The sequence below is a fragment of the Gymnodinialimonas phycosphaerae genome, assembly GCF_019195455.1.
Lineage (GTDB): Bacteria > Pseudomonadota > Alphaproteobacteria > Rhodobacterales > Rhodobacteraceae > Gymnodinialimonas > Gymnodinialimonas phycosphaerae.
This window is the reverse complement of sequence record NZ_JAIMBW010000001.1, coordinates 1721005-1741101: the sequence shown is the minus strand read 5'-3', so window position 1 is coordinate 1741101 and position 20097 is coordinate 1721005. Positions and strand designations below refer to the sequence as shown.

At 62.6% G+C, this 20097-nt stretch carries 22 protein-coding genes and 1 riboswitch; of the genes, 12 read left to right on the top strand and 10 right to left on the bottom strand.

What is annotated here, in order from left to right; all coding sequences use genetic code 11:
- Window positions 1-26: 26 nt before the first annotated feature.
- Together KUL25_RS08520 and KUL25_RS08515 are read right to left on the bottom strand one after the other, a co-directional pair.
- The gene (locus KUL25_RS08520) at window positions 27-611 is read right to left on the bottom strand and encodes a glutathione S-transferase family protein (protein WP_257892556.1); all 585 of its coding nucleotides are present in this window, start codon (window positions 609-611) and stop codon (window positions 27-29) included.
- Window positions 608-1564: a cyclase family protein gene (locus KUL25_RS08515; protein ID WP_257892555.1), complete on the bottom strand. Its 957-nt coding sequence runs from the start codon at window positions 1562-1564 to the stop codon at window positions 608-610. Before KUL25_RS08515 ends, KUL25_RS08520 begins: the two co-directional genes overlap by 4 nt.
- 87 nt (window positions 1565-1651) lie before the next feature.
- Between KUL25_RS08515 and KUL25_RS08510 the strand changes: the two genes are divergently transcribed.
- The 6 genes from KUL25_RS08510 to KUL25_RS08485 all read left to right on the top strand — a co-directional run bounded on the left by KUL25_RS08510 (window position 1652) and on the right by KUL25_RS08485 (window position 7189).
- On the top strand, window positions 1652-2140 hold the full coding sequence (locus KUL25_RS08510; protein ID WP_257892554.1) for an OsmC family protein: 489 nt from the start codon (window positions 1652-1654) through the stop codon (window positions 2138-2140).
- A 35-nt stretch (window positions 2141-2175) separates the two neighbouring features.
- Window positions 2176-2781 carry a TetR/AcrR family transcriptional regulator gene (locus KUL25_RS08505; protein WP_235602088.1) on the top strand — a complete coding sequence of 202 codons (606 nt, stop codon included), beginning with the start codon at window positions 2176-2178 and terminating at the stop codon, window positions 2779-2781.
- 98 nt (window positions 2782-2879) lie between these two features.
- Window positions 2880-3701, top strand: a complete 822-nt coding sequence (locus KUL25_RS08500; RefSeq protein WP_257892553.1) for an FAD binding domain-containing protein — start codon at window positions 2880-2882, stop codon at window positions 3699-3701.
- Between the two features lie 3 nt (window positions 3702-3704).
- A complete protein-coding gene (locus KUL25_RS08495) occupies window positions 3705-4175 on the top strand; it encodes a (2Fe-2S)-binding protein (RefSeq protein WP_257892552.1) in 471 nt (156 codons plus the stop codon).
- Window positions 4172-6547: a xanthine dehydrogenase family protein molybdopterin-binding subunit gene (locus KUL25_RS08490; protein ID WP_257892551.1), complete on the top strand. Its 2376-nt coding sequence runs from the start codon at window positions 4172-4174 to the stop codon at window positions 6545-6547. Before KUL25_RS08495 ends, KUL25_RS08490 begins: the two co-directional genes overlap by 4 nt.
- A gap of 18 nt (window positions 6548-6565) precedes the next feature.
- Window positions 6566-7189 carry a glutathione S-transferase family protein gene (locus KUL25_RS08485; protein ID WP_257892550.1) on the top strand — a complete coding sequence of 208 codons (624 nt, stop codon included), beginning with the start codon at window positions 6566-6568 and terminating at the stop codon, window positions 7187-7189.
- Here KUL25_RS08485 and KUL25_RS08480 read toward each other — a convergent pair.
- From KUL25_RS08480 to KUL25_RS08465, 4 genes are all read right to left on the bottom strand, one after another.
- Window positions 7186-8148 (bottom strand): ester cyclase, encoded by a 963-nt coding sequence (locus tag KUL25_RS08480; protein WP_257892549.1) that lies wholly within the window; start codon window positions 8146-8148, stop codon window positions 7186-7188. The two genes, KUL25_RS08485 and KUL25_RS08480, sit on opposite strands and share 4 nt — an antisense overlap.
- A 10-nt stretch (window positions 8149-8158) precedes the next feature.
- On the bottom strand, window positions 8159-8692 hold the full coding sequence (locus tag KUL25_RS08475) for a cupin domain-containing protein (RefSeq protein WP_068355531.1): 534 nt from the start codon (window positions 8690-8692) through the stop codon (window positions 8159-8161).
- Window positions 8692-9579: a polysaccharide deacetylase family protein gene (locus KUL25_RS08470; protein WP_257892548.1), complete on the bottom strand. Its 888-nt coding sequence runs from the start codon at window positions 9577-9579 to the stop codon at window positions 8692-8694. The genes KUL25_RS08475 and KUL25_RS08470 overlap by 1 nt, the downstream gene beginning before the upstream one ends.
- 63 nt (window positions 9580-9642) lie before the next feature.
- Window positions 9643-10722, bottom strand: a complete 1080-nt coding sequence (locus KUL25_RS08465; protein ID WP_257892547.1) for a C4-dicarboxylate TRAP transporter substrate-binding protein — start codon at window positions 10720-10722, stop codon at window positions 9643-9645.
- 251 nt (window positions 10723-10973) lie between these two features.
- Between KUL25_RS08465 and KUL25_RS08460 the strand changes: the two genes are divergently transcribed.
- Window positions 10974-11498, top strand: coding sequence for a TRAP transporter small permease (locus tag KUL25_RS08460; protein WP_257892546.1), 525 nt, complete (start codon window positions 10974-10976; stop codon window positions 11496-11498).
- Between the two features lie 13 nt (window positions 11499-11511).
- The gene (locus KUL25_RS08455; RefSeq protein ID WP_257892545.1) at window positions 11512-12828 is read left to right on the top strand and encodes a TRAP transporter large permease; all 1317 of its coding nucleotides are present in this window, start codon (window positions 11512-11514) and stop codon (window positions 12826-12828) included.
- 10 nt (window positions 12829-12838) lie between these two features.
- On the opposite strand, the gene KUL25_RS08450 is transcribed toward KUL25_RS08455, so the two are convergent.
- A complete protein-coding gene (locus KUL25_RS08450; protein WP_257892544.1) occupies window positions 12839-13753 on the bottom strand; it encodes a LysR family transcriptional regulator in 915 nt (304 codons plus the stop codon).
- 147 nt (window positions 13754-13900) lie between these two features.
- Here KUL25_RS08450 and KUL25_RS08445 point away from each other — a divergent pair, with 147 nt between their 5' ends.
- Both KUL25_RS08445 and pcaD read left to right on the top strand, forming a co-directional pair.
- A complete protein-coding gene (locus KUL25_RS08445; RefSeq protein ID WP_345790959.1) occupies window positions 13901-15007 on the top strand; it encodes an LLM class flavin-dependent oxidoreductase in 1107 nt (368 codons plus the stop codon).
- Complete coding sequence (pcaD, locus tag KUL25_RS08440; protein WP_257892542.1) at window positions 15004-15789, top strand: 3-oxoadipate enol-lactonase; 786 nt, start codon at window positions 15004-15006, stop codon at window positions 15787-15789. The genes KUL25_RS08445 and pcaD overlap by 4 nt, the downstream gene beginning before the upstream one ends.
- On the opposite strand, the gene KUL25_RS08435 is transcribed toward pcaD, so the two are convergent.
- The 3 genes from KUL25_RS08435 to cobO are packed head-to-tail and all read right to left on the bottom strand — an operon-like array spanning window position 15784 to window position 18293.
- Window positions 15784-17229 carry a cobyric acid synthase gene (locus KUL25_RS08435; protein ID WP_257892541.1) on the bottom strand — a complete coding sequence of 482 codons (1446 nt, stop codon included), beginning with the start codon at window positions 17227-17229 and terminating at the stop codon, window positions 15784-15786. The genes pcaD and KUL25_RS08435 overlap by 6 nt on opposite strands.
- Window positions 17230-17232: 3 nt before the next feature.
- Entirely contained in the window at window positions 17233-17676 is a 444-nt protein-coding gene (locus KUL25_RS08430) for a hypothetical protein (RefSeq protein ID WP_257892540.1), read from the bottom strand.
- Window positions 17673-18293 carry a cob(I)yrinic acid a,c-diamide adenosyltransferase gene (gene cobO / locus KUL25_RS08425; RefSeq protein WP_257892539.1) on the bottom strand — a complete coding sequence of 207 codons (621 nt, stop codon included), beginning with the start codon at window positions 18291-18293 and terminating at the stop codon, window positions 17673-17675. Before cobO ends, KUL25_RS08430 begins: the two co-directional genes overlap by 4 nt.
- 72 nt (window positions 18294-18365) lie before the next feature.
- Window positions 18366-18561: riboswitch (cobalamin riboswitch) on the top strand.
- A 32-nt stretch (window positions 18562-18593) separates the two neighbouring features.
- Between cobO and KUL25_RS08420 the strand changes: the two genes are divergently transcribed.
- Both KUL25_RS08420 and cobW read left to right on the top strand, forming a co-directional pair.
- Window positions 18594-19010 (top strand): DUF1636 family protein, encoded by a 417-nt coding sequence (locus KUL25_RS08420; protein WP_257892538.1) that lies wholly within the window; start codon window positions 18594-18596, stop codon window positions 19008-19010.
- A 32-nt stretch (window positions 19011-19042) separates the two neighbouring features.
- Window positions 19043-20095: a cobalamin biosynthesis protein CobW gene (gene cobW, locus KUL25_RS08415; protein WP_257892537.1), complete on the top strand. Its 1053-nt coding sequence runs from the start codon at window positions 19043-19045 to the stop codon at window positions 20093-20095.
- The last annotated feature ends 2 nt before the right edge of the window (window positions 20096-20097 follow it).

The following is a 20097-nucleotide window of genomic DNA, read 5'->3' as shown; positions in this document are numbered from 1 at the left end:
CCGGCTCCTACTTCTTGGATTGCGCTTTAGCCCCGAAGTTCTTCGTAGGACGTCATCACGATGTCGCGGTAGGCGGCCCGGTCCTTCAGTTGTTCGTACCAGCGGGCCACTTCGGGGGTTAGCGGATCACACAGATCGCAGGCGCGGTACATCATCGCGCCCGCCGCGACATCGGCCATTCCAAAGCTGTCGCCGCCAAGCCATTCGGTCTTGGCCAACTGCCATTCCAGCGGCGGCACGGCGGCGAGGAAATCGGCGATCAGCGCCGCCGCATCCAGCACCCGTGCCTCTGGCGCGGTGCGCACAAGTTCGTAGAACATCCGCAGGAAGGCCGGTTGCAGGGTAGAGGTGGTGTATTCCATCCATTGATCCGCCAGTGGCGAAACCCCGCCAGACAGATACCGCAAGATCGCGTGGCTTTCCCAAAGTGTCAGGTCCCCGTCCTGAAGGACGGGAACGCGTGGGACGGGGGTCATGGCGGCGAACGCCTCGGTATCGGTGCCGCCATATTTGCCGCCGACGACCCGGTTTTCAAACGTCATGCCGTGCTCGGTCAGTGCCCAGAGCACTTTCTGGACGTTGACCGAGGAGGGGCGTCCCCAAACGATCATTTGATCGCCTGGGGATTGATCGGCGAGCCTGCCGCGCCGGGAATGTGCAGGGGCGGGGCGGTGAACAGGAACTCGTAAACGCCATCTTCGGCGCAATCCTCGCCCAGTTCTTTCAGGTAGAAGATCTCGCCCATGGAAATGCCGATCGCCGGGATCACGACCCAGTGCCACGGTTGATTGGCCTCGTCGGTCTCGTTCGGGCGCACCTCGCAGCCCCAGGTGTCGGCGCAGATGGCGGCAATGTCATTGGCCTTGATCCAGCGTGCGGTCTCGAAGCTCAGCCCCGGCGCGTCGCCGCCTGCATAGCCGCTCCAATCGCCCGCCGCGAGGCAACGTTCTTGATGGCCCGTGCGCACGATCACGAAATCGCCCTTGCGGATTTCAACGCCCTGCGCCGCGGCACAACCGTCCAGATCGGCATTCGTGATGCCATAGCCATCGTCAAGGCTATCGACACCCTTCCACCGCGCGATATCCAGCAGCACGCCGCGCCCGACCATCTTGTCGCGCACGTGTTCAATGCCCAACCGCTTGGCACCATTCACCGTCACATCCGTCGCCGGATAGCCGTTGTACATCTGCTCATCCAGGAAGATGTGGCACAGCGCGTCCCATTGCGTGCTGCCTTGACAGGGCAGATTGATCGCGTCGTCGGCATAGCGCAGGTAGGCCTTTCCGTCGCCGTCCTGCTCGCCTTGTACGGCATCGGTTCCGGTGGCCAGCATCTGGTGAATCATGTTCCAACGCCCCCCGAAGAGGCCCGATTGGATCTTCTCTTTCAGATCCAGCCCCAGCGCGAAGGTCTTGCCCTTCCGCACCAGCCCCGCCGCCGCGACGATATCCTCGGGCGAGACGTTGTTGAGCGTGCCGATCTGGTCGTCATCCCCCCAGCGGCCCCAATTGGATAGCTCTTTCGCGGTATCGTAAATCTCCTGACGGGTCAGTTTGGCCATGGTGTCCTCCCAAACGGCATATTCTTAATGATCGACCGATAAATAGATGCTAGCGTTGTGCAGACAATCTAGCAACAGGGTGCTTACATGGCCGATACGAGCAAGACATTCGACGTGATCTTTGAAGGCAAAGGGGTGGCGACAGGCAAAATGCGCAACGACATCTCGGTCGAATGGCCAATGATGAAGGAAAGCTTCGAGCTTGCCACAGACGAGGGGCCCTTCCACGGTGGCGATGGCACGGCGCCGCCACCCCTGGCGCTTTTCACCGCCGCGCTGACCGGCTGCCTGATGACCCAGATCAGGGCCTTCGCCAAGCGCCTGAAGATTGACATACGCGGCGTTGAAGTGGGCGCGCGCCTGCATTGGAAAGGGGAGCAGACCGGCAATGATCCCTATGTCACCCACCCCGTCGCGTTCAGCCTTGACGTCGACATCGACAGTGACGCGACGCCGGACCAACTTCACGGGCTGCTGGACGCGGCGAAGAAGGGATGCTTTCTTGAGCAAAGCCTTGCGACCGGTGTGATCGTGGGGCACCGCTTGAAACTCGGCAATGAATGGATCGATGCGTGAATGATGGTTCCCCTCCCTCTCAGCCCCGGCGCCGGATGGCCTCTGGCGAACGGCGCGAGGAGTTCCTGACCAAAGCGATCGAATTCTTCGCCCAGGAGGGATTCGAATCCTCGACCCGTGATTTGGCCAAGCGGCTGGGAGTGACCCAGCCGCTGCTCTACCGCTACTTCCCGTCAAAGGATGATCTGATCGCCGAAGTCTATGACGCGGTCTATGTAAAGCGGTGGCAGGATGAATGGGGCGAGCTTCTGGCCGACCGCTCGCGCCCCGTGCGCGACCGGCTGCTGGAGTTCTATGATGCCTACACCGAGATCGTGTTCCACAACGATTGGATGCGCATCTTCCTGTTTTCCGGCCTCAAGGGTGTCGATATCAACCGCCGCTACATGCAGCTGGTGCGCGAACGTATCCTGGAGCCGATCCTGACCGAGATCCGCCATGAGGCGGGACTGACGGACCTGGTGCCCACGGATGAAGAGGTGGAGGCCGCCTGGATCATGCACGGCGGCATCTTCTATTATGGCGTGCGGACGCTGATCTACGAGGTCTCGATCCTCAACAACAAGAGCTTCGTGATCGAGACGGCCATTGACGCCTTCCTCTGCCAGATCGCCGCCGCCCGTGCCGCCGGAGAGGCGTAGCGCTTCGGGTCTCCTTGCCTTCCAGAAAGTCCTTGCGACTTATTTATAGATCGATAAATTAGCCAAATTGGGGCGGGAAACCCGTCTGGGGGGATGAAATGAAAGCTGCCGATTTTCTGTATGAACGCCCCGCGTCGCTGGGGGATGCCTTGGCACTTCTGGCCGATGCGGATCGCGACGCCGCGCCACTGGCGGGCGGACAAAGCCTGATGCCGATGATGAATTTCCGCCTCGCAGCCCCCGGTATGCTGGTGGATCTTTCGGGGTTGGACGCCTTACGGGGGATCACGCTGGAAGACGGCGCGCTACGCATCGGTGCGATGACGCGGTATGTGGAGCTGACAGGATCTGATCTTGTATCAGATCATGCGCCGCTGATCGCCCAGGCGCTGCCCCACATCGCCCATGCGGCCGTGCGCAACCGCGGCACCATCGGCGGCAGTGTGGCACTGGCGGACCCTGCGGCCGAGATGCCCGCGCTCCTGCTGGCGCTTGACGCGGTGATCACGGTGCAATCCGAGGAGGGATCCAAGGATCACGCCGCCAACGACTTCTTCCTTGGCATGTATGAGACCGCGCTGGAGCCGGGCGAATTGGTTACGGCTATCACGATCCCGCCGCGCGGGGATCGCCGGTTTGCCTTCTATGAACTTGCGCGACGCCACGGCGACTATGCGATGGCCGGTGTCGCACTGTCTTGCGCCACCGACCGCACCGACCACCGCGTGGCCTACTTTTCAATTGCCGACCGTGCGCTGCGCGCCACCGCGGTCGAGGCGGTGCTGGACGCCGGTGGCGCCGTTGATGACGCGATCGCCGCGTTGGAGGGGCTTCCTTTCTCGGGCGATCTGAACGCAAGCGATGCCACGAAGAAGCACCTCTCGGGCATTGTTTTGAAACGCGCATTGGGGGGGCTTTAGGCCATGTCCGACAGCAAGATGATCTCGGTCACCGTGAATGGTGAGACCACGACAGCCGCCGTTCCCGTGCGCCAGAACCTTGTGGATTTCCTGCGCAATACCATGGGCTTGACGGGAAGCCATGTGGGTTGCGAGCACGGCGTCTGCGGTGCCTGCACGTTGGAAGTGGACGGCGCCATGGTGCGCGGATGCCTGATGCTGGCGGTGCAAGCCGACGGCACACAGGTCACGACAATCGAAGGCTACGGCGACCGCGCCGCCGCTTTGCGGGACGCTTTCACCGCCCGCAATGCGCTGCAATGCGGGTATTGCACGCCGGGGATGCTGGCCTCTGCGGTGGAATATATAGAGGGCGGGGGGGCAGCGGACCGCGCCGCCATCCGAGAGCATTTGTCGGGAAATTACTGCCGCTGCACCGGCTATCAATCCATCGTCGACGCGGTCTGCGATGTCATCGACGGAGCAAGCGCATGAGCGGCCCCCTGACGATTTTCGACAAGCCCAATTCCTATATCGGCAAGCCCGTTGACCGCCCCGACGCCAAGCGTCTGTTGCAGGGGCGGGGCAAGTTCGTGGATGACATCCAGTTGCCGCGCATGGTCCATGGGGCTTTCGTCCGCTCGCCCGTGGCGCACGGTCGGATCCTGTCCATTGATCTGGAAGAGGCGCGCGGCGTTCCGGGCGTGATCGCGGTCTACACCGGCGCGGATCTGGCCGAACATGTGACGCCCTACGTGGGCGTTCTCAGCCACCTCGCGGGGTTGCGGTCGGCGCCGCAAATGCCCTTGGCGGTGGACGTGGTGCGCTGGACCGGCGAGCCCGTGGTGATGATTGTCGCCACCTCTCGCGCGGTGGCCGAGGATGCGGCGGCGCTGGTTTATGTCGATATCGAAGAGCTGCCCGTGGCCACGGATATGGAGCGTGCGCTGGAACCGGATGCCCCCGTTATCCACCCTGATTTCGGCTCGAACCTGGCATGGGAACGCACCGTAGAGGTCGGCGACCCCGACGCCGCCTTCGCGCGCGATGATGTCACCGTGGTAGAGCGGACCTTCCGCTTCGGACGCCACACCGGCGTGACGCTGGAGGCGCGCGCCTCGGTCGTGGAATATGACCCGTCCGAGGACCAGCTGACCTGCCACTACTCAGGCCAAGCCCCTCATATGATGCAATATATCTTCGCCAAGCACCTGGGCTTGGCCGAGGAAAACGTGCGCGTGATCTCCAACGATGTGGGCGGGTCCTTCGGCATCAAGATCCACACCTATGGCGACGAAATCGCCACGGCGGCCGCGGCGAAACTGCTGGGACGGCCCGTTAAGTTCGTGGCCGACAGGTTGGAAAGCTTCCTGACGGATATTCACGCCCGCGACCACGTTGTCCATGGCCGCATCGCGGTCACGCAAGAGGGCAAGATCGAAGCACTGGCGTTCGACGATATCACCGGGATCGGGCCGTACTCCATGTACCCCCGCACCTCGGCGATTGAGGCCAACCAGGTGCTGAACCTGACGGGCGCGCCCTACGCGCTGGAGAATTACCGCGCCAACGCCAAGGTCGTGTTTCAGAACAAGAACCTGATGTGCCAATACCGTGCCGTGGGCCACCCCATTGCCATGGCCGTGGCCGATGGCCTGCTGGAGGATGCGGCTGCGGAAATAGGCATGGATGTCGTCGAAATTCGCCGCCGAAATCTTGTAAAAGATGATGCCTACCCCTGTGTCTCGGCCACGGGGATGAAGCTGGACGACCTGAGCCATCACAAGACGCTGGACCTGTTGATCGAGACCATGGACTACGACGCCAAACGGGCCGAGCATGCGGCGCTGCGCGAACAGGGCATCCACCGGGGTCTTGGCCTTGTGTCGATGATCGAAGTCACCAACCCCAGCCCGATGTTCTATGGCATCGGCGGCGCGCCGATCGCCAGCCAGGACGGCGCAACGATCCGGCTGGATGCGGGCGGCGCGATCCACGTGTCCTCATCCGTGACCGAGCAGGGGCAGGGCACCAACACCATCCTTGCCCAGGTTGCCGCAGGGGTCTTCGGCGTGGATATGGACCGTGTGAAGGTCACCACCGGCGACACCAAGACGACGCCCTATGGCGGTGGCACCTGGGCCTCGCGCGGCGCGGGCATCGGTGGAGAGGCAACATTGCAAGCGGCCTTCGCGCTGAAGGAACAGGTGCTTGATGTCGCGGCGGTGATCCTACAGGCTAAGGTGGAAGGCCTTGATATCATTGCAGGACATGTCTGCGATACCGATGGCACGCAGCGCATGAGCCTGTCTGATCTGGCGCGGACCGTTTACTATCGCGGCAACGAACTGCCCTCGGACATGTCGCCCGAACTTGTGGCGACGCGCCACTACCGCGTGTCAGATTTTCCGTTCGTCTTCACCAACGCCGCCATGGCCGCCGAGGTCGAGGTGGACCCGGAAACCGGCTTCGTGAAGGTCCTCAATGTCTGGGCCGTGGAAGATTGCGGCCGCGTCATCAACCCCAAGCTGGTCGATGAACAGATCCGGGGCGGCGTGGTGCAAGGCATCGGCGGGGCCTTCTACGAGGAATGCATCTATTCCGAAGACGGGCAGTTGGAAAATGCCACTATGGCCGATTACCTCGTGCCGATGGCCTTCGAGATGCCCGACATCACCGTCGCCCACGTCGAGACACCGACCAAAACCTCTGTTCTCGGGGCCAAGGGCGCCGGAGAGGCCGGCACCGGCGGCGCGCCCGCCGCGCTGATGAACGCGGTGAATGACGCCCTGCGCCCCCTGGGCGCTTCTATCCACCAAATGCCCATGACGCCTGAACGCATTCTGCGCGCGTTGGGCACCGTATAACCCAAGGAAAGAGACCCAATGACCACGCTATGCTACGCCAAGAAGACCTGTTCCATCGGCATCCACGTCCTGATGGAAGAGATCGGCATTCCCTATGACCTCAAGATCGTCGATTTCTCGAAGAAAGAGCAGAAGACCCCGGAATATCTTGCCCTCAACCCCAAGGGTAAGGTCGCCGCTTTGGTGCGCGATGACGGCAGCGTGGTGACGGAATACGCCGCGATTGCGATGTATCTGGCGCTGGAGCACCCGGAAAAAAACCTGATGCCCACCGATACCGAGGGCATGATTCGCACGCTGGAGGCGATGGATTTCGTTATCGGCACCGTCCACATGCTGTCCTGGCGCATGTTCCGCCGCCCCGATGCCTATTCCGACATCCCCGAAGCGATCGAACAGCTGAAGGTGCGCGGCAAAGAGGCGATGATGGCGGCCTTCGACGTGGTCAATGAGCAGCTGGAGGGCCGCGAATGGATGATGGGCGACACGTTCACCATCGCCGATACGGCGCTTTATTATAACGAATTCTGGGCCGTCGACGTCGCGGGCTGGGACCTGCCGTCGAACGTGAAAGCGCACTACGAGCGGATGAAGCAACGCCCCTCGGTCAAGGCGAACCGAGAGCTGGAAGGCGTGGACTAGGCCGCAGCCCCGGTCTGAAGCAGGATCTGCTTCCAGATCGCAATCTCGTCAAACAAGGTCGTCTCGCGGCGAATGCCGCGGGGGCCGAACTCCACATGGCTCACAGCCATGACATGCACATGCGTGCCCGTGGGGGGGCCAAAGCGCCCCCAGCCATCGTGGGTTCCCGTCAGGGACCAGCGGATCGCACTGCGCGGGGGCAGAAGCGGGTCGTGACGCCCGATCTGGTGGTCGATCTGGAACGTGGCGCTCGGAAACGCGCTGCGCAGGCCGATCCAGAAGGCGTCCGTGGCCTCCCATCCATGAACATCCTGCCCGCCCGGCAGCGACAGGTGGCAGGCGCGGTCATAGGTCTTGGGGATCGCGGCGAAATCCGCATCCATGATGCGCCGCAACAGCGCCCCATGGCGCCGGCCCCATTCCTCATTATTGCCCCGGCCCGTGTAGGGGCCTTCGATGTCCGTAGCGGGGGTCAGTGGCATTTCTGTCTGGCCCGCGAGGATCTGCGCCCGCGCGGCGTCCTGCGCGCTGTGTCCCAACCCGACCGCGATCGCGGCATTGTCGCGAATCAACCACTCGTCCCACACGCGGTTTTCACGGCAGAAGGTGTCGGCGATGGTGCGGAAAGTCAGCTTGGCGCCCGTGGCAGGCCCGAATGCGCCGCCCCGGTGCGTTGCGGTAGAGACGATGCGATGCGATGACAGGAACCCCGCCTTCTCATCCCCCGACCAGATGACATCCTCGCCAAGCAATTGACGATCCGGAAATTCGACCAGCGTCGCCATGGTATTGGCCTTGCCCGCTTCGTTGCCCCGGCTGATTCCGGCGGGCGTGCGCACCAGCAGGTCATCGCCATAGTGCCAGTTCAGCGCCGCGATGTCGCGGCCCTCCCAGATCATCGCGGTGCACTTCAGGATATAGTCGGTCAGGTCTTCGAACTGGGGGTCAAATCCCTGCATTCGTGGTATCCTACTTCTCTTCCAGATCACCTTCTGCATTCACCCGCAGGCCGGTGGCGTGACTTGCTTCTAGCACGCTTGGCGCCCAGTCCACGCGGCCACCGTCGCCGGTGGTTTCCTTGGACCCGATGATTGCCATCAGCATTCCCGGCGCGTCACCGATGTTGCGAAAGCCCCGGTAGACGCCGGGCGGGAATGAGATGACGTCAAACAGGTCAAGTTCGATCTCCTTGTCGCCATTCTCGCCCCAATAAGCGGCCCAACGGCCCACCAGCGGAATGAAGACCTCGATCGTCTCGTGCGCGTGCAGGGCGGCCCCTTTGCCGGGCTCCGCGCCCACGTAGGTGATCCCGAAATAGCGCGAATCGATGATCGAGGGGGCAAGCCCCGCGTCTTCGGTCACGCCGCGCCCGATGACGTTGTAGATATCACGCTCATACTCAGGGATGCGCGTGTCCACAAAGGCCTGAGGCGAGGCTTTCAACTCGCGGTAGCGTGCAACCCGCGCCTGCATCTCTTCAACGCTGATGTCCTTGATTTCCATTATGATCGTCCTCCTTCACGGGCCATTTCCGCCCGATACCAATCGCCGATCTGGCTGGCGGTCATCCATGCCGTACCCTCATGGCCGCCGACGTAATCCAACAGCGCTTCCAGATACTTGATTCGGTGCGGCACGCCGGTGATGTAGGGGTGGATCGAGATCGCCATGACGCGCGCGTTGTCCGCGCCTTCGGCATAGAGCCGGTCAAACTGATCGCGCCCCCGCGTCAGGAATTCGTCCGAGCGGTGGCCTTGCAGCGCGTAGACGGCGATATCGTTGGTCTCGACCGTGTAGGGCAGGGTGGTGACCGGCCCGAACGGCGTCTCCACATCCTGGGGCAGGTCGTCGATCACCCAATCGGCCACATATTCGACGCCGTGTTTGCGCAGCAGGTCCAGCGTCTCTTCCGTTTCGGTCAGGCCGGGGCTTTCCCAGGCGCGGGGGCGGGTGCCACAGAAGGCCTCGATCGTATCGAGGGCGGCAACGATCGCGCCCTCCTGGTGATCCAGCTTGTGCATCGGGCCTTGCAGGAACCCGTGGCCCATGAACTCCCATCCCGCCTCTAGCGCCGCGCCCGCGACACGCGGATAGCTGTTGCAGACATTTCCGTTGATCGCGAGTGAGACCGGGATGTTGCGGTCGGTCAGCGCCTTCCATTGCCGCCAGAAGCCCGAGCGCATGCCGTATTCGTGCCAGCTCCAATTCGGGACGTCGGGCAGCAGCGGTTGGCCCATGGGGGGCGGCAGAACGGTGCGTGGCATCGGCTTTTCGATGCGCCATTCCTCGACGTTCAAGATCACCCAGACGGCGACGCGCTTGCTGTCCGGCAGGTGCAGGCGGGGGCGATCGACGATGGCTTGATAGGGAAAGCGGTCGGACAGGGCCATGGGGCATGCCTCTGATCTGAATGGAAAAAGGGCGGCCCGTTTGGACCGCCCTTCAGGTTCGTCCTAGTTGCCGAGCGAATACTCAAACGGCCACACGTAGTCTGTGCCCGCGACCACATCGAGGTAGGTCTGCATCACCTCGGTGCCCGGCATGCCGCGGCCATCGGCCTCGGCGGCCTGTTGACCGGGGAACGTCGCGAGCGACTCGGCCCATCCGCTTTGCACCTCGGGCGAGATCTCCGAGATCGTGGCCCCGGCTTCCGCCAGGCCCGTCAACCCGCGCTCCTGCGCGGCGTTCAGCGAAGCCCCGGCCTGCGCCTCGTAGGCGGCGCCGACTTCCAGAATGATCGCCTGCACATCTTCCGGCAGACGGTTCAAGCTGTTTTCGTTCATCGTCAGGGCGTTGACCCCCATCGCGCCGAAGCCGATTAGCGTGTAGTAGGGGGCGGGCTCGTAGAAGCGGAAGCCCAGATAGGCCGACGGGAACATCAGCCAGCCGTTGTAGACGCCGGTCTGAAGCGACAGGTAGCCGTCGGGCAGGGTGGATTGCACCGGCTGTGCGCCCGCGAATTCCAGCCACGGCAGGTTGGGCCCTGCGCCACCGATCTTCACGCCTTGAAGGTCTGCGACGGTTTCCCACGGGTCCGTGGTGCCCAGGTGATAGTTGTCCCAGCCGTGCAGGCCCAGAAGCACCTGATCGTATTCGGCGGTGAACTGTTCGGTCAGCCAGGGCACCTGGTCGTAGACGGCGCGGACGGCTTGCATCTGCGCTTCCGAGTCCTGCGGACCGAAGGGGGCGTAGTAGGGGAAGTTGTGCAGGAACAACTTGGCAGGCTCGAAGCACATGCAATAGGCGCCAATGTCGAGGATGCCATTTTGCACCGATTCCAGCGTCTCGGCCACGCCCGCGATGGAGCCGCCGTAGCCCTCCACGAAGGAAATCGTGTGCTCGGTCTCTTCGGCCACGCGGCGCACGACCTCGGGCACGAAAAATTCCGCGACGTCAGTGACATAGACGGTGGGCCCATTGGGGTGCCCGGCGCCGATGCGCAGCGTGAAATCGTCGGCCAATGCGGCCCCCGCCCCAAGCGATAATGATGTTACGGCAAGGGCTGTGCCCCGCAAGATTGCCTTTGTTGCCATTGTTGTCTCCTCCCATGATGGCGATGTGTGCTCAGCGATCGACCACGGATGTGGTTGGCCCGTTATTATTGGTCCAGTTGGGTGATTTCCTTATTTATCGATCGCTAATCAACCATATCTCCTCACAAAAGTGTCCGCCGGTCAAGCATGCAGCGCCACTATTTATCGATTGCTAAATAAGAACTTGACCCCCCGCCCTGATGTATTAGCGTCACCGGAAATGTCGCAGGGCAACAGGCGGGGAGGGTCTGATGGGCGTGCCGATCAAGATTTCGCGGGGGATCCACTTGATCTCTGCGTTTTGGACTATGGCCTTGGCGTTGCTGATTTTCTGCGACGTCATGGGGCGGCAGCTATTCGGCGCTCCGGTGCCCGGGACGAAAGAGATATTGCAGAACTCGGTGGTCACGATTGCCTTCCTGCAATTGCCCCTCGCGATCTACTCGGGCTCCATGCTGCGAACGTCGATCTTTGCCGATGCGGTGCCTGCCGCGCTGCGCCGCATCCTGCGCACGATCACGGCGCTGTTGGGCATCGCGGTTTTCGCGGCCCTGGTCTGGAGCACCAGCGACTCGTTTTTCGACGCCTACCGGATCGGGGAATATGAGGGGGAGGGCTCTCTGCGGGTGCCCACCTGGCCCGTGCGCGGCACCGTCATGGTGATGTCGGCCTTCGTGGCGTTGGCCTACCTGCACATGATCGTCCTGGATTGGCAGGGCAAACTCGACAATGAAATCGAAGCACCGGGGGCCATCGCGCCGCCGGTAGCCGAATAAGGGGCGCGACGTAATGGGAGGTGATATCGTCCTGTGGATGCTGGGTCTTCTGATCCTGCTGATCTTGTTGGGAACGCACATCGGCGTGGCCCTCGCGGTCTGTTCGGGCATCGGCGTATACCTGATGCTGGGCAGCTTCGAGGCGGCGGTCTCGATCCTTGGCAACACGGCCTATGAGGCGATCCGAAAGGACGTTTTCGTGGTGATCCCCCTGTTTGTCCTGATGGGAGATTTCATATCAAGGTCGGGGGCGGCGAGTGACCTTTACCGCATCTGTGACCGCTCTCTGAAGCGCTTGCCGGGCCGTTTGGCCATCGCCACCATCGCCGGAAACACCGTCTTCGCGGCGGTCACGGGCGTCTCGATTGCCGCCGCCGCTGCCTTCTCGCGCATTGCCTACCCCGAGATGAAGCGCGCCGGCTACAAGCAGACATTCGCCCTGGGGGCCGTCGCCGGATCTGCCTGCCTTGGCATGTTGATCCCGCCCTCGGTTCTGCTGATCGTCTGGGCGATCCTGACCGAGTTGAGCGTCGGCGCGCTGTTCATTGCAGGCATCATTCCGGGCATCCTGCTGGCGGTGATGTTTGCGGCCTACGTTATCATTTCGGTCATGCACAAACCCGAGATCGCGCCAGCCTTCAAGGCAGACCTGGTGCCACTGACCCGGGCCGAGGTCCGGTCCGAACTGGTCGGCGGCCTTGGCATCCTTGGCCTGATCATGCTGGTCATCGGCGGCATCTGGCAGGGTCTTTTCACCCCCACCGAAGCGGCTGGTTTCGGTGCCATTGGCGCCTTTGTGATCGGCCTTATCAAGGGCATGCGCGGCAAGGAGATACTGGACGCGATCTATCAGGCGGGCCGCACGACCGCGCCGATCATGTTCCTTTTGATCTCTGCCCAGATGTACTCGCGCCTGCTGGCCATCGGCGGGGCCGTGCCGTTCATTCAAGGCCTGTTCTTCTCCATCGGGGCCGAGCCCTGGATGATCATCGCCCTGATGATGGTGATCTGGATCGTCCTTGGCATGTTGGTCGATAGCGTCTCGATCATTCTTCTGACGGTGCCGATCTTCGCGCCCATCGCCGGGATCCTCGGGATCGACCCGATTGCCTTCGCGATCTTTGGCATTCTGGTGATCGAGGCGGGGCTTCTGACGCCGCCCTTCGGTCTGCTGGTCTATACCGTGAAAGGGGCCGTGCCCGACCCGTCGGTCACGTTGGGGCAGATCTTCCTGGGCTCCACGCCCTACTTCATTCTGATCCTCGTGGCGGCACTGATCGTCTTGTTCATCCCGTCGCTCGCGACTTGGCTGCCCGAAGTGATGTTCTAGTGGTGATGTTCTAGACCCCGACGGCAGGCTCTTCCAACCGCGCCAACTCGGCCCGCACCTCATCAAGGAATAGATGTCCCTCGGGCGGAAGGGGCCTGCGGGCGGGCTCGATCACCACGAATTCCGAGTGAAGCGGCGGATCGATCAGCGGCGAGACGCGGCGCACGTCGCCGCCCGCGTCGGCGCTGCAAATGATCCATGGCAGGATCGTCACCCAATCGCTGGCGGCCACCAGTTCCAACGTGCCAAGCATCGCGTCCATGTCCAGCACCCGGTCGATCCGCACGCCGTGGGTTTCGGCGTATTCCATGATCTTCCCCCGGCGCACGTTCGAGCGCGACGGCACGATCAGTTTCAGCGACGATTGTTCTGCCAGCCGCACCGGAGCCAGATGCGCCAATCCCCGTGCCGCGCCCGAGACCAACATCTCGCGGGAGCGGTTGAGGTGCGTGACCTTCAGCCCCGTCTCCCCCGCGAAGCCGGGCACCAACGCGAAATCCAGCGCCTGGGACCGCACCCGGTCCATCAACGCGCCGCTGTAGCCTTCGATCACCTCCACCTCCACGCCCGGATAGCGCGTGGTGAAACGCTCCAACGCAGGTGCCAGGGCGACGCGGGTGAAGGCGGGGATCAGGCCCGCCCGGATCTTGCCCGTCACCTCGCTTCCGGTCTCACGCGCCTCGCCTTTGGCCTCGTCGAGGGTGCGCAACACATCGATGCAGTGCTGATAATAGCGCTGGCCTGCGGGGGTCGGCGTGACGCCGTCACTTGTCCGTTCAAAGAGGCTGACGCCAAGGAAGGCTTCGACGGATTTCACATGTTGCGAAATCCCTGATTGCGTCGCGTTTTCGCGGGCAGCGGCGCGGGTGAAAGACCGTTCTTCCACAACCGCCACGACGGATTGGAGCTGGCGTAGCGTAACCATGGTGACCCATCAAATTATCTAATGCGATCGGTTATTCATTATTATTTTCCTCTGGGCAAGCGGCGTCCTACCCTAAGGCAACGCGTAGTTACGGAAGAACTACGAAAAAACGTCAGCGTAATTACACTGCTTTCAGGGAGTGCAACCATGGACCTCGGGTTTTTCACAATGCCCATTCACCCCGTCGAAAAGGACTGGCGTCAATGCCTGGCCGAAGATCGGGAAGCCTTTCTTCTGGCCGATGAGTTGGGCTTCACCGAAGCCTACGTGGGCGAACACGTCACCGACGGGGCCGAGCAGATCGTCAGCTGCACGATGTTCATCGCCTCGCTGGCCTCGGCCGTGAAGCAGATGCGCCTTGGCACCGGCACCGTGAACATGCCCAACAGCCACCCCGCCAATGTTGCAGCGCAAGTTGCGATGTTGGATCACATGCTGGACGGGCGGTTCAACTTCGGTATCTCTCCCGGTGGCCTGGCCTCTGATGCAGAGGTCTTCGGCAACCTCGATGCCAACCGCCAGGAAATGTTTCTGGAATGCATCGACACGGTGCTGAAGATCTGGAAATCCGACCCTCCCTACAACATCAAGGGCAAGTATTGGGACATCTCGACCGAACGGACCGCGATGACTGAAATCGGCCAGGGCATCATGCCCAAACCGCTGCAAAATGACCCCCATCCCCCCATCGTCGTGACCGCCGTGGCGCCGTTTTCCAAGGGCGTGACCGAGGCCGCGGCGCGGGGCTGGGACCCGATCAGCGCCAACTTCCTGATGCCCCAATGGGTCGCCAGCCACTGGCCGAAATACAAGGAAGGCTGCGAACGTGTGGGACGCCCCGCCGACCTCGCCAACTGGCGGGTCGCCAAATCCGTTTTCGTGGCCGACGACATGGACACGGCGCGCGCCTATGCCACCGATCCCGACAGCCCCTACCGCTTCTACTATAGCCAACTGTTCACCAAGCTGAAGAAGCACGGGCGGATCAATCTGTTCAAGGAACACAAGGACCAACCCGATGACGAGGTGACGCTGGACCACGTATGCGAGCGTCTGATCATCTGGGGCACGCCCGAAAAGGTGACGGACGAGCTTCTGTCTTTCCGTGAACAGACGGGCCAGTTCGGCACGCTTCTTGTGGCCGGCAAGGATTGGGCCGACACGGACCTTGCGCGGCGTAACATGGTGCTTCTGGCCGAGAAGGTGAAGCCCGCCATCGACGTGGCGGAATCCGCGTTGCGGGCCGCAGAATGAGCAGGGTGGATCTGGGGGGGCGTGTCCTCAACACCCGCGTGGACGGGAAGGGGGATCAGTGGATCATCCTCTCCAATTCTCTCGGGGCCGACCTCAGCATGTGGGATGATCAGATCGCCTCGCTGACCGCGCGCTACAAGGTTCTGCGCTATGACACCCGCGGCCACGGCGGCAGCGACACGCCGGGCGCCATGGCGACGTTCGCGGACCTCAACGGCGACGTGATCGCCCTGATGGACCACTTCAAGATCGAGAAAGCGGCCTTCATGGGCCTGTCGATGGGTGGCATGACCGGCATGGGCCTTGCCGTCGATCACGCCGACCGCATCACCCGCGTGGTCTGCGCCGATGCCCGCGCCGACGCGCCCGAGCCGTTTCGCGCCAATTGGGACGCCCGCATTGCCGCGATCGAGGCGGGCGGGCTGGAGGCCATCGTCGACGGCACCCTCGCGTCCTGGCTGACAGAAGACTGGCGCGCCGCCAATCCCGACCGTGTTGCCCAGATCCGCGCCATGGTGCTGGCCAATGACCCGCAGGGCTACATCGCCTGTTGTCATGCCCTCAAAGGCCTTGATTGCCTGCGTCGGTTGCCCGAGGCGAAGGTCCCGATCCTCTTTGTCGGCGGTGATCAGGATATGGGGGCGGCCCCGGCGGTCATGCAGGCCATGGCCGATGCCACCCCCGGGGGCGTCTACACGCAAATTCCCAACGCAGCGCATGTGGCCAACATCAATGCACCCGAGGCGTTCAACGCCGCTATCGCGGAGTTCCTGGGGCTATAGACGAACATTCAGGAGGCCGTCGATATCCGTCACGGCCTCCAGATGCGTCGCCAATCCATCCAGCGTTGCCTCGACCGTCGCATCATAGCTGATGGTTTGCGCAACGCCGAACTGAGCCAGCCAGGCGGCGCGGAAGGCATCATCGCGGAACATACCGTGCAGGTAGCTGCCTGACACGCGCCCGTTGGGGCAGATCGCGCCTTCGGGCTGGCCGTTGACGATGGCGAAGGGACGCACGGTGTCTGGGCCATGGGTGCGGCCTATGTGGATCTCGTACCCCTTGAAGGGGGTGCCGGAGGGCGCATGGACGGCCGCCGTTTCCGTCAGGCGTTTGTCGCCCGTCATCACGGTGTCCACATCCAGCAAACCAAGGCCCGCGTCCATGCCCGCAGGCCCCTCGATCCCGCCCGGATCCGTGACGCTACCGCCAAGCATCTGATACCCGCCACAAATCCCAAGGACATGCCCGCCGCGCCGCAGATGCGCGGCAAGGTCCACGTCCCAACCCTGCGCCCGCAGATACGCCATATCCCCGCGCGTGGACTTGCTGCCGGGGATGATGACGACGTCCGCATCACCGGGAATGGCGGCGCCGGGTTCCAGCATGGTCAGCCGCACGCCCGGCTCTTGCGCCAGCGGGTCCATATCGTCGAAATTCGCGATCCGGCTGAGGCGCAGGCAAACGATGTGTAGCCCCTCCGCGCGCGTCCGCGTGGTGATGTCGAGCGCATCCTCGGCGGGCAGGTTGCCCGCGTCGCCGAACCACGGGATCACCCCGAACCCGCGCCAGCCCGTGCGTTGCGCGATCATCTTGTAGCCGTCGTCAAATAGCGAAGGATCGCCCCGGAACTTGTTGATCATGAAGCCGCGCACAAGACGTGCATCTTCCGCGCTGATCACCGCTTGCGTGCCCACGATCTGCGCGATCACGCCGCCCCGGTCGATATCGCCGCACAGCACCACGGGCGTGGCCGAGGCCTGCGCGAAACCCATGTTCGCGATGTCTCCCGTGCGTAGGTTCACCTCTGCCGGAGAGCCCGCCCCTTCCACGATCACCAGATCATGGGCCGCTTTCAATCGCTCGAAGCTTTCCAGAACCGACTTCAGCAACTGTGGCTTCAGTCCCGCATATTCCCGCGCCCGCACCGTCGTCAGCCGCTTGCCCTGCACGACAACCTGAGACCCTGTCTCGGATTCAGGCTTCAGCAAGACCGGGTTCATATCCGTGTGCGGCTCCAGCCCGCAGGCCAGCGCCTGCAACGCCTGTGCGCGCCCGATCTCTCCGCCATCTGCCGTCACGGCGGCGTTGTTGGACATGTTCTGCGGCTTGAACGGCGCGACCGATAAGCCGCGCTGGCGTGCAATCCGGCACAGGCCCGCCACCAACATCGACTTGCCGACGTTGGAGCCGGTGCCCTGGATCATGATGGCGCGGGTCATGGGTCAGACGCTGTAGTCGGCCAGGAATTCCTTGGCCCAAGCTGGTGTGATCGGCCAACTTCGGAGGCCTGTCTCCACCCAAACGCGGCTTTGCTCATCCATCGATCCTCTCGCAAGCAACGTCTCCAAGAACGCGTCGTGCGGGTAGACGTAGCAGTGTTCTGCGTCAAAGAACGCGACATAGATCTCCTTGCCGACGTACTTTTTGTCCACAACCAATCGACCTTTGAGTTGCACCCTCAGAAACGCCGATCCATCGATGTGACAAGCAATCAAATCTGCGCCCTGCCAATCGTCAGTCAAGCGCAAGCAGTTATACCCATATTCCGCAAGTCGTGCCGCCAACTTGTGAAAATTGTAGTTCTCTTGCTGGCGCGCATTCAGCGACGCATAGTCGATTTTCGAGAAGAGCAACGCTGCCCCATCGGCTGAGGCGGCTTCGCTCAAAACTCCACGCCCTTCTGGGCCTTCACGCCATCGCGGAAGGGATGCTTCACCAGAGTCATTTCCGTCACCAGATCAGCCGCCTCGATCAGTTCCGGCTTAGCGTTGCGCCCCGTCAAACACACGTGCGTCATGGGCGGCTTCTGGGTCAGAAGGAAGTCCACGACCTCGTCGATGTCCAGGTAATCGTAGCGCAGGGCGATGTTGATCTCATCGAGCAGTACGAAGTCGATCTCGGGATCGAGGATCTGTTCTTGCGCGATTTTCCAGCCGTTCTGTGCCGCCGCGATGTCGCGCGCCTTGTCCTGGGTTTCCCACGTGAACCCTTCGCCCGAGACGAAGAACCGGCACTCATCGGCGAAGCGTTCGCGCAGGAACGACTTCTCGCCGGTGTCCCAATTGCCCTTGATGAACTGGACGACGGCGCAGCCCATACCGTGTTGAATGGATCGCATCACCATGCCGAAGCCGCTGGAACTCTTGCCCTTTCCGGGCCCGGTGTGGACGATGATCAGGCCCTTCTCTTCGGTCTTGGTCTCCATCATCTTGTCGCGCGCAGCCTTGATCTTGCGCATCTTCTCGGCGTGGCGGGCGTTCTCGGCGTCTTGATCAGCGGTCATCGGTCACTCCTCCTGCGGCATTGTCGAAGGCTTGGCGGCAATCGCCCGGATTGACAAGCCCCGCGCCCCGTGAACAGGGTTTTCCCCGATGGTGCCTGCGGCGCAAGCCAATGGCCTAAGAGGGAACGCGGTGTGATACCGCGGCTGCCCCCGCAACTGTAAGCGGAGAGCGGCCCTGCGTAAGCCACTGAACCCAGATGGGTTTGGGAAGGCGCAAGGACCGCTGAGACCCGTGAGCCAGGAGACCTGCCATCGTGAATGTAACGTTTGACCCGGGCGGGGTGTCCCGGAGGAGGAATGATGACCAACGACACGACAAGAGCCCCGGCCCCGATCCCGGCCCAGACCCCGACCGAAGTTCTGGTCTGCGTGAAATGCCTGCGGGGCACAGATGCGCCGGAAGAGGGGCTGCGTCCCGGCGAGAGACTTTACAACGAACTGATCCAGCGCGAGATGCCCGAAGGCGTTACGATCCGCCCGATGGAATGCCTGCAAAACTGCGACAGTGGCTGTTCCGTCGCCATCCGCGGGGGCGACGCCCGCTGGACCTATGTTTACGGAAACTTCCAAGAGGGGTCGCATCCAGACATGCTGGCCGAGGGCATTGCCCTTTATCACGCGACCGATGATGGCCTGATCCCGTGGCGCGCGCGCCCCGAACACTTCAAACGCAACTGTATCGCGCGCATTCCGCCGGTCTCTCCAAAGGAGAGCTGAAATGAAAAGCATTCGTAAAGGAGGCCTGACCCATGGCTGATCTCGCAAAACTCCCCGTCACCGTGGTGACCGGCTTCCTTGGCTCCGGCAAGACGACGCTGATCTCGCATTTGATCCAGAACCCCGGCGGCAAGCGCCTTGCCGTGGTGGTCAACGAGTTTGGCGACGTTGGGGTCGACGGTGAAATCCTCAAGGGCTGCGCCATCCCCGATTGCCCGGCCGAGAATATCATGGAGCTGGCAAACGGCTGCATCTGCTGCACCGTGGCTGATGATTTCATTCCGACGATCGAGGCGCTGATGGCGCTGGAGCCGCGGCCCGAGCATATCATCATCGAGACCTCTGGCCTCGCGCTGCCCAAACCGCTTCTCAAGGCGTTTGACTGGCCTGATATCCGATCGAAGATCACCGTGGACGGCGTGATTGCCTTGGCGGACGCCGAGGCCGTGGCGGCAGGCCGTTTTGCGACCGACGTGGCCCGCGTCGATGCGCAGCGCCTCGCCGATGACAGCATCGACCACGAAACGCCCCTGTCGGAGGTCTTCGAAGACCAGATCTCTTGCGCCGACATCATCTTGTTGACCAAGCCGGATCTGGCAGGGCCGGACGGCGTGGCCAAGGCCAAGGCGATCATCGCGGCACAAGCGCCGCGCCCGATCCCGGTGATCGAGGTTGCGGAAGGGGCCATCGACCCCCGCGTGATCCTCGGATTGGAGGCGGCGGCAGAAGATGACATGGACGCGCGTCCCTCGCATCACGATGGGCACGACGACCACGAGCACGATGACTTTGAATCCATCGTCGTCGACATCCCCGACGTGACGGACCCGCTGGAGCTGGTGGCCCGGATCGAGAAATTGGCGAAGACCCAGAACATCCTCCGCGTCAAAGGCTATGCCAACGTCTCGGGTAAACCGATGCGTCTGCTGGTGCAGGCCGTCGGCGCCCGCGTCCGTCACCAATATGACCAACCCTGGGGGGACCGCCCGCGCCAAGGTCGCCTCGTGGTGATTGCCGAACATGATGACGTCGATCCCGCCGCCATCCGCGCCGTTCTTGCCCCCGCGCAGGCCGCCGCCGAGTAACA